This window comes from Streptomyces sp. NPDC032721 (assembly GCF_055579625.1).
In genome coordinates, this window is sequence record NZ_JBVIMX010000005.1 from 384,898 (window position 1) to 391,607 (window position 6,710).

Consider the following 6,710-nt stretch of genomic DNA (forward strand, 5'->3'; position numbering starts at 1 on the left):
TACGGGGACGACGGGCCGAACTTTATGAGCAACTGCCGTGCGAGTCCTACTCGGGGTGGCCGGGAGCCGCCGGTCCCTGAGGGGGGCCCGAGGGGGATCCGAGGGGGGTCCGATCGCTACTTGGCGGCCCCCACCAGCTTCCCCTGCGGGGAGACGGCGTACCAAGTGCCGCCCACGCCCTGCCCGTTGGTGTCACCCGCCTTGGTGTCCCCGGCGAAGGTGTAGAGCGGCCAGCAGTCGATCGTCTGCTGCTTGGCGCCGTCGGGCCGGTCGAAGACGACGAAGCCCTTCTTGAGGATCCCTTCGGCGTCGTTCTTCGGTACGGGTGCGACGACCGGCCACTTCTTCAGGCAGTCCCCGGTGCAGGCGGACTTCATGGGCCAGGCCGAGTCCTTCTTGAAGCGGTAGACGGTGCGCCCCCGGGAGTCGACGACGATCTCGCCCAGCTTCGGGTCCTTGCGCACGGACATACCAGGGAGATCGGCGGGCGCGGCAGCGTCGGGGGCGCCCGGAGTGTCGGGGGCATCCGGGGCCGCGGCTGCGGGCGCCGCCGCGGCCTTCTTCCCGTCGGGCGCCGACGCGAACCAAGTGCCGCCCACGCCCTGCCCGTTGAGGTCGCCCGCCTTGGTGTCCTTGGCGAACCGGTACATGGGCCAGCCGCCCAGCGTGAGCTGCTTGCTGCCGTCGGTCCGGGTCACCGAGCCGATCGCGGACGGGTCCATGCCGGGGGCGGCGGTGAAGCCTTCGGCGGGCACCACCGGCCAGGCCTTCGCACAGTCGCCGTCGCAATTCGACTTGGGCGGCTTCGCCGTGTCCTTGTCGAACCGGTAGAGGGTCCTGCCTTCGCCGTCGGCGACCACCTTGCCCAGCTTCCCGGTCTCCCGCACGGCGAGCTGCCCGGCCGGCCGGGGTGCGGCGGCCTCGTTCCCGCCGTACGCGTCGCCGCCGCCGTACCCGTCGTCGGCGGGCGCTCCCGCAGGTGCGGCGTTGCCGACGGACTGCGAGCCGGATCCGGTGTCCTGCCCGCATGCCGTGGTCAGTGCGAGCACTGCTGCCGCCGTCAGCGCGAGCGAGACGTTCCGCCAGCTGTTCATGTCGACTCCCGTGTCCCGAAGGTTCCCGAAGGGCTGTGCGCGACGCCGGAGTGCGTCGCTCGGCCCTAGGTACGTACGGGAGACGCCACCGTGTTCAACACCTGCCGAAAAAACTTCGCACGGCCTCCGTACGCCCTCCGAGCGCGACCCCTGGACACCTGATCCCGTTCCGAACGCAAATCCGGGAAGGCTGCATCTATCAGGGGAATCCCATACTTCTGCCGCGTGCCGCTCGTTAGCAGACTCATGATGCCCCTCGTGTACGGATCACGCCGGAAGCCCGGTCCGCTCCTCGTACGTCTGCTCTCCTCGGCCGCCCTGTGCTGGCTGCTGGTCGGCTCGGTGCCCGCCTCGGCCGACAGTTGCGCCTACGCCTCCACGGGCCAGGGCGACGGGACGACGACGGCGGTCGCGGTGGCGGGCGGTGACGAGGCCGCCTGCTGGCCGCCGCCCGCGCCGCCGCCTCCCCCGCCGCCGGCACCTCCGCCGCCCCCACCGCCGACGCCGATCCCGCCGGATCCGAAGCCGCCGGCTCCCGCCCCCAGGCCGAAGCCCCCGCCCGTGAAACCGGCTCCGCCCGCGCCCGCGCCTCCCCCTGCCCCCGTACCCGCGCCACCGGCCCCGCCGCCCCTTCGCGCACCGGTCGCGCCCGAGCCGCTGCCCGCGCCCGAAGTCCCGGCGCCCGCGCCCGCACCCCCGCCCCCGCCGTCCACGCGGCCGGTTCCGCCTGCCGCCGGGTCAATCGCCCTGCCGAGCTATCGCAAGCCGGTCCGCAAGCCCCCCAAGGGCCGCACCTCGATGCTCACCCTCACGCTCCTGATCACAGCGCCCGCGGTCTTCGCCGTCGCGGTACTGCGTCCCCGTTCCTCCCGCTGATGCGGTTCCACCGACGGAGGTACCCATGTCGGAATGGCTTGTTCTGACCATCGCGATGGCCTCGGCCTGCGCGATCGTCCTCACCATCGTGGTCATCAACAACCGGAGGGTCGGCGAGGACGACGACCCCACCCAAACCCCGGACGTCCTCGAATACATGACGATGATGATCGGCGTGATCTACGCGATCGTCCTCGGCCTGGCCATCGCCGGAGTCTGGGAGGGCCGGGGCGCCGCCCAGGAGTCCGTACGCCAGGAGGCCCAGGCGCTGCACGAGGTCAGCGCCCGCGCCGAGGTCTATCCGGCCGAGGTCCGCGCCCGTATCCGCTCGGACATCGAGGCCTACGTCACCTATGTCGTGGACACCGAGTGGCAGTACATGGTCGACGAGAGCTCCGTCTCCGAGCGGGGCGACGAACTCCTGGAGCGGGTCCGCCACGACGTCACCCTCTACGAGCCCAAGACCGATCTGGAGGGCCAGGCGTACCAGCCGCTGGTCGACCAGGTCGCCGCGGCCGACGACGCGCGCAGCACCCGCGCCGAGAGCACCGAGGCGACCATGCCGACCATCGTCTGGTTCGGTCTCATCACCGGTGCGCTCATCACGGTCGGCCTGATCTTCACCCTGCAGATCCGCCGCACCGCGCGCGAACTCCTCCTGGCGGGGCTGTTCAGCGTGATGATCGCGTTCCTGCTCTTCCTCATCTGGGATCTCGACGCACCGTTCGGGCACGGCATCGCGGCCACCCCCGATCCCTTCGTCGACCTTCTGCCGAACACCGGCTGACCCCCGGCACACCCGGGGCACCGAGGCGCCCGCAGTGCAGCCCTGTCCGACGGGGCGGCACTGCGGGCGCCTTTCCATGTTCCGGTGCCGAGGGCACTCTTGGGCCGGGAAAGGGCAGGCGTTCGGCGAGGGGGCGAGGGAGGCCGCGGCGATGAACGAAGTACACGACTACGCACGGCAGTTGGGCGTGCCGAGGTCCATGGTGGTCCAGGAGCTGGGCCCGGACGACGACACCGACGACTTGATCCGCGCCGACATCGAGCGGGCCACCGGCAGGGCGATGGTGGACTGGGCCACCGACGAAGCCGTTCAGGCCGTACTGCTGTGGTGGCGGGAGGGGGACGGCGACCTCGCGGACGAACTTCAGGAGGCCGCGGCCCCTCTCCCCGAGGACGGCTTCGTCTGGGTCCTCACCCCGGTCGCGGGCAGGCCCGGCTTCCTCGATCCGGGCGAGGTCGCCGAAGCGGCGGCCCTGGCGGGCCTGACCACGACCGGCACCGCCCTGCTCGGTGCGTGGCGCGGGACTCGGGCCGTATCACCTCGCACCGGTCAACTCCCCAGCCCCCGGAGGTAGTCGAGCACCCCGGCACCGTCCCCGGCAGTGGTGACCAGCGCCACGTGGTTGTCGGGGCGGACCAGGACCAGGGCGTCGCCGTCGATGCCGTACGCGGCCCTGGCGTGCCCCTCGTCGTCGATCAGGCCGGAGTCCGGGGCGGCGTCCACCCCGTGGGCCCGTACGGTGTCCCCGGCCGCGGCGGCCACCTCGCGCAGTGTCCCGGCCGACTTCCCGCCGAAGCCCAGCAGGGTGAAGTGCGGTCCCGCGAAGAGGTCGAAGAGGCGGGTCGGGGTGCCTGTCGCGGCATTCAGACAAGGGGCGTCCGGTGCGCGGTCGCCCGCCCTGAGCGGGGCGTCGTCCGCTGCTCCCGGCCGGGCCAGTGAGCTCCAGCGGTAGCCGAGGGCCAGGGCCGTGGTCTCCTCGGTGATGCCCGCGTCCAGTCCGCCGCCGGGTTCGCGGATCGCCGCCATGACCGCGGCGAGCCGGTCCGAGGAGGTGTCCAGGGTCCAGGCGGCGATCGGCAGCCGTTCCTCCTCGTACGTGTCGAGGAGTGCGGCACCGGCCTGCCCGGTGAGGACGGCGGCCAGCTTCCAGCCCAGGTTGAAGGCGTCCTGGATGCCGGTGTTCATGCCGAGGCCGCCCGCGATCGGGTGCACGTGCGCGGCGTCACCGGCCAGCAGCGCCCGGCCGCTGCGGTAGCGGTCGACCATGCGCACGTTGACGCGGTACGTGGAGAGCAGCGCGGCCTCGGTCAGCCGGACCCCGGGCAGCCGGGCGTGCCGGTCGAGGAGCCGCTGGAAGCTCTCGCGGGTCGGCAGTTGGGGGGCGCCGTCGGGCCCGGACTCCGCTCCGGCCTGGAACCACCAGCCCCGCTCCGTGCCCGGGATCGGACAGAGCATCACGGCGCCGTCCTCGTCGAACCACTGGTGCCAGTGGTCCCGGGACAGGCCGTCCGCGCCGGTCAGCTCGACGTCGCCGGTGACCATGACCTGGGTGTCCTGGGTGGTGCCCTCGAAGGTGGCGCCCATCAGCTTGCGGATCGAGCTGTGGCCGCCGTCGCAGCCGACCAGGTACGCGGCGTCGATGTCCGTGCCCGAGCTTGTGCGGGCGGTGATCCGGCCGGCGTTCTGCTCGTACGACACGATCTCCGTGCCCAGCTCGACCCGTACGCCGTACTCGGCCAGCCGGTCCCGGAGGATCTCCTCCAGCGTCCACTGGGCGATCAGGCGGCCCCTGTCGTACGGGGCCGAGGGCGTCGGCCGCTGTCCCGCGTGCGGGTCGGTGTCGGCGACGGCCACTCCGTCCCGGTACTTGCGCATCACCAGCGGCGCGCTCGACGCGGCGAGCACCCGGTCCAGCACGCCCAGGTCCTCCAGCACCTCCAGGCTGCGTGGATTGGGGCCCTTGGCCCGCGAACTCCGGGGAAACTCCGGGGACTTGTCGACGATGCGGACCGGCACGCCACGCCGGGCGAGGTCGCACGCCAGGGTCAGTCCGGTCGGGCCGGATCCCACGATCAGCACGCTGTTCAAGCCGCTCACTCCACTCATGCCCACTCCTTGGATTCCGGTCGACGTCGACAGGGACAAGGAAATCGTGACCGAGGAAGAAAAGCAACTCGGTAAAGTTATTTTCGTTCGGCGGTGATCACCTCGTGGAGGTAGAGCTTGGTCACCCGGCCGCCGTGACCGGCGTCGATCAGTGCGGCGATGTCGTCGAGCAGCGCTTCGCGCGACGGCTCCGTCAGGGCGAGGGGCCCCGAGTGGGTGCGGAGCACCTCCCGGTACTCCTCGGCCGTGTAGCCGACCTCGCGGAGGAAGCGTGCGACCACCGGGGGGCCGAAGGCGGGAGAGGCGGTGAGTTCGGTCAGGTCCGTGCGGGCCTCGGCCGGTTCGGGGAGGCGGGCGCCCGGGACCGTTGCCGGGTCCCGGCGCAGGTAGGAGGCCTGCACCTCGTCGAAGAAGCGGGCACTGCCGCCCGCCACGTGGTGCGTGGTGATCACCGCCAGGTGCCCGCCGGGCCGCAGCGCCCGCGCCGCCTTCGGCACCCGCAGCGCCGGGTCGCTCCAGTGCCAGGCCGTCGCGCTGACGACCGCGTCGTACGGGTCCGGCGGCAGCGGCCAGGTCTCGAAGTCCGCGACGACGACCTCGGCCGCCGGATAGGCGGCCAGCTTCCGGCGGGCGACGGCCGCGAGTCCGGGACCCAGCTCGACCGCCGTCACGGCGCACCCCATCTGGACCAGCGGAAGTGTCAACTGCCCTGTTCCCGGGCCGACTTCGAGTACCTGACAGCCGTCCACCAGCCCTGTCGCGGCCACCAGCGCGTTGACCGCCGAGGACGGATACGCGGGCCGGGCGCGGTCGTACAGCTCCGCGATGTCGTCGAATACGCTGCTCATCCCCCAAGCCTTCCCCGGGCAGCCGCCCATGACCGCCCGTCGGGCGCTGCCGGGACCAACCGGGGGACATACGTCCCCCATTCGCGCGACTGTGATCGCGGGGCTCACCGGGCGCTCCTAGCGTCGCGGTCATCGAGGTGCATTTCCTGGTATATGCGGAAACGGGTTCCGCAGCTGTGCTCCTCGGGGACCCCATAAGGAGCACCATGCGCGCGATACGCCTCGCGTCCACCTCGGCGGCGGCAGCACTCTGCGCCCTCGCCCTCACCGGCCTCGGTACGCAGTCCTGGGCGGCCGCCGCCGACGTCGGCGGCGCGGTCACGGACACAGGGGCGGGCGGTGCCGCCAACGGGTTCAGCGTGACGCCCTCCGGCATCGTGGCCGGTGGCCAGGTCACGCTCAGCGCCGGTGGCTGCCCGGGCACCGCCACCGCTTCGTCGGCGGCCTTCGGCACCGTCACCGTCCCACCCGGGCAGCCCGCCAGGGCGACGGTCAGTCAGCGCGCCGATCCGGGCGCCCTGTACGACGTGGCCTTCACCTGCGGCAGCAACGGCACCAAGGGATCCGTCTCGCTGACCGTGGTGGGCTCCGGCCTGCCGACGACCAGCTCGACCTCCCTGCCGTCCCCGGTCACCTCCGCCTCCCCCGCCACGTCCCCCTCGCCCGTCACGTCCGCCTCGCCCATCAGGTCCGCCTCTCCGGTGATCTCCGCCCGAGGCGTACGGGGCGGGCTCGGCGGCAGCATCGGCGGCATGGACCCCACCCAGGTCGCGGGTGGCGCGGTACTGGTGGCGCTGGCGATCGGCGGTTCGCTCTACGCGGTGCGCCGCCGGGCGGCGAACGGCCACCGCCACTGAGCGCGCGGCGGCCACAGCACGCCGGTGGGGGGGGGGGGGTGGGAGGGGGGAGGGGGGCCCATCGGCTCCCCCCACACAAAAGAAGAAACCCCCCCACCCTCTTCCCCCACCCCTCCTCCTGGTGGCGTCCCAAATTGTCACC

The 6,710-nt window shown here is 72.4% G+C and carries 7 protein-coding genes; 4 read left to right on the plus strand and 3 right to left on the minus strand.

Translation table 11 applies throughout. The features are described from left to right. Window positions 1-116 precede the first annotated feature (116 nt). Window positions 117-1,094 carry an SCO0930 family lipoprotein gene (locus ACZ5PB_RS13955; protein WP_468690798.1) on the minus strand — a complete coding sequence of 326 codons (978 nt, stop codon included), beginning with the start codon at window positions 1,092-1,094 and terminating at the stop codon, window positions 117-119. A gap of 249 nt (window positions 1,095-1,343) precedes the next feature. Here ACZ5PB_RS13955 and ACZ5PB_RS13960 point away from each other — a divergent pair, with 249 nt between their 5' ends. The 3 genes from ACZ5PB_RS13960 (at window position 1,344) to ACZ5PB_RS13970 (ending at window position 3,331) form a co-directional block, all read left to right on the plus strand. Beyond that, the gene (locus ACZ5PB_RS13960; RefSeq protein WP_468690909.1) at window positions 1,344-1,970 is read left to right on the plus strand and encodes a hypothetical protein; all 627 of its coding nucleotides are present in this window, start codon (window positions 1,344-1,346) and stop codon (window positions 1,968-1,970) included. A gap of 25 nt (window positions 1,971-1,995) precedes the next feature. Further along, the gene (locus ACZ5PB_RS13965) at window positions 1,996-2,757 is read left to right on the plus strand and encodes a bestrophin-like domain (RefSeq protein ID WP_468690800.1); all 762 of its coding nucleotides are present in this window, start codon (window positions 1,996-1,998) and stop codon (window positions 2,755-2,757) included. A gap of 151 nt (window positions 2,758-2,908) precedes the next feature. Further along, a complete protein-coding gene (locus tag ACZ5PB_RS13970; protein WP_468690802.1) occupies window positions 2,909-3,331 on the plus strand; it encodes a DUF3052 domain-containing protein in 423 nt (140 codons plus the stop codon). On the opposite strand, the gene ACZ5PB_RS13975 is transcribed toward ACZ5PB_RS13970, so the two are convergent. Together ACZ5PB_RS13975 and ACZ5PB_RS13980 are read right to left on the minus strand one after the other, a co-directional pair. Next, complete coding sequence (locus tag ACZ5PB_RS13975) at window positions 3,307-4,863, minus strand: FAD-dependent monooxygenase (RefSeq protein ID WP_468690804.1); 1,557 nt, start codon at window positions 4,861-4,863, stop codon at window positions 3,307-3,309. The two genes, ACZ5PB_RS13970 and ACZ5PB_RS13975, sit on opposite strands and share 25 nt — an antisense overlap. A gap of 77 nt (window positions 4,864-4,940) precedes the next feature. Beyond that, window positions 4,941-5,711, minus strand: coding sequence for a class I SAM-dependent methyltransferase (locus ACZ5PB_RS13980; RefSeq protein WP_468690805.1), 771 nt, complete (start codon window positions 5,709-5,711; stop codon window positions 4,941-4,943). A gap of 206 nt (window positions 5,712-5,917) precedes the next feature. On the opposite strand from ACZ5PB_RS13980, the gene ACZ5PB_RS13985 reads away from it, so the two are divergent. Continuing rightward, window positions 5,918-6,568 carry a hypothetical protein gene (locus tag ACZ5PB_RS13985; protein WP_468690807.1) on the plus strand — a complete coding sequence of 217 codons (651 nt, stop codon included), beginning with the start codon at window positions 5,918-5,920 and terminating at the stop codon, window positions 6,566-6,568. Window positions 6,569-6,710: the final 142 nt, after the last annotated feature.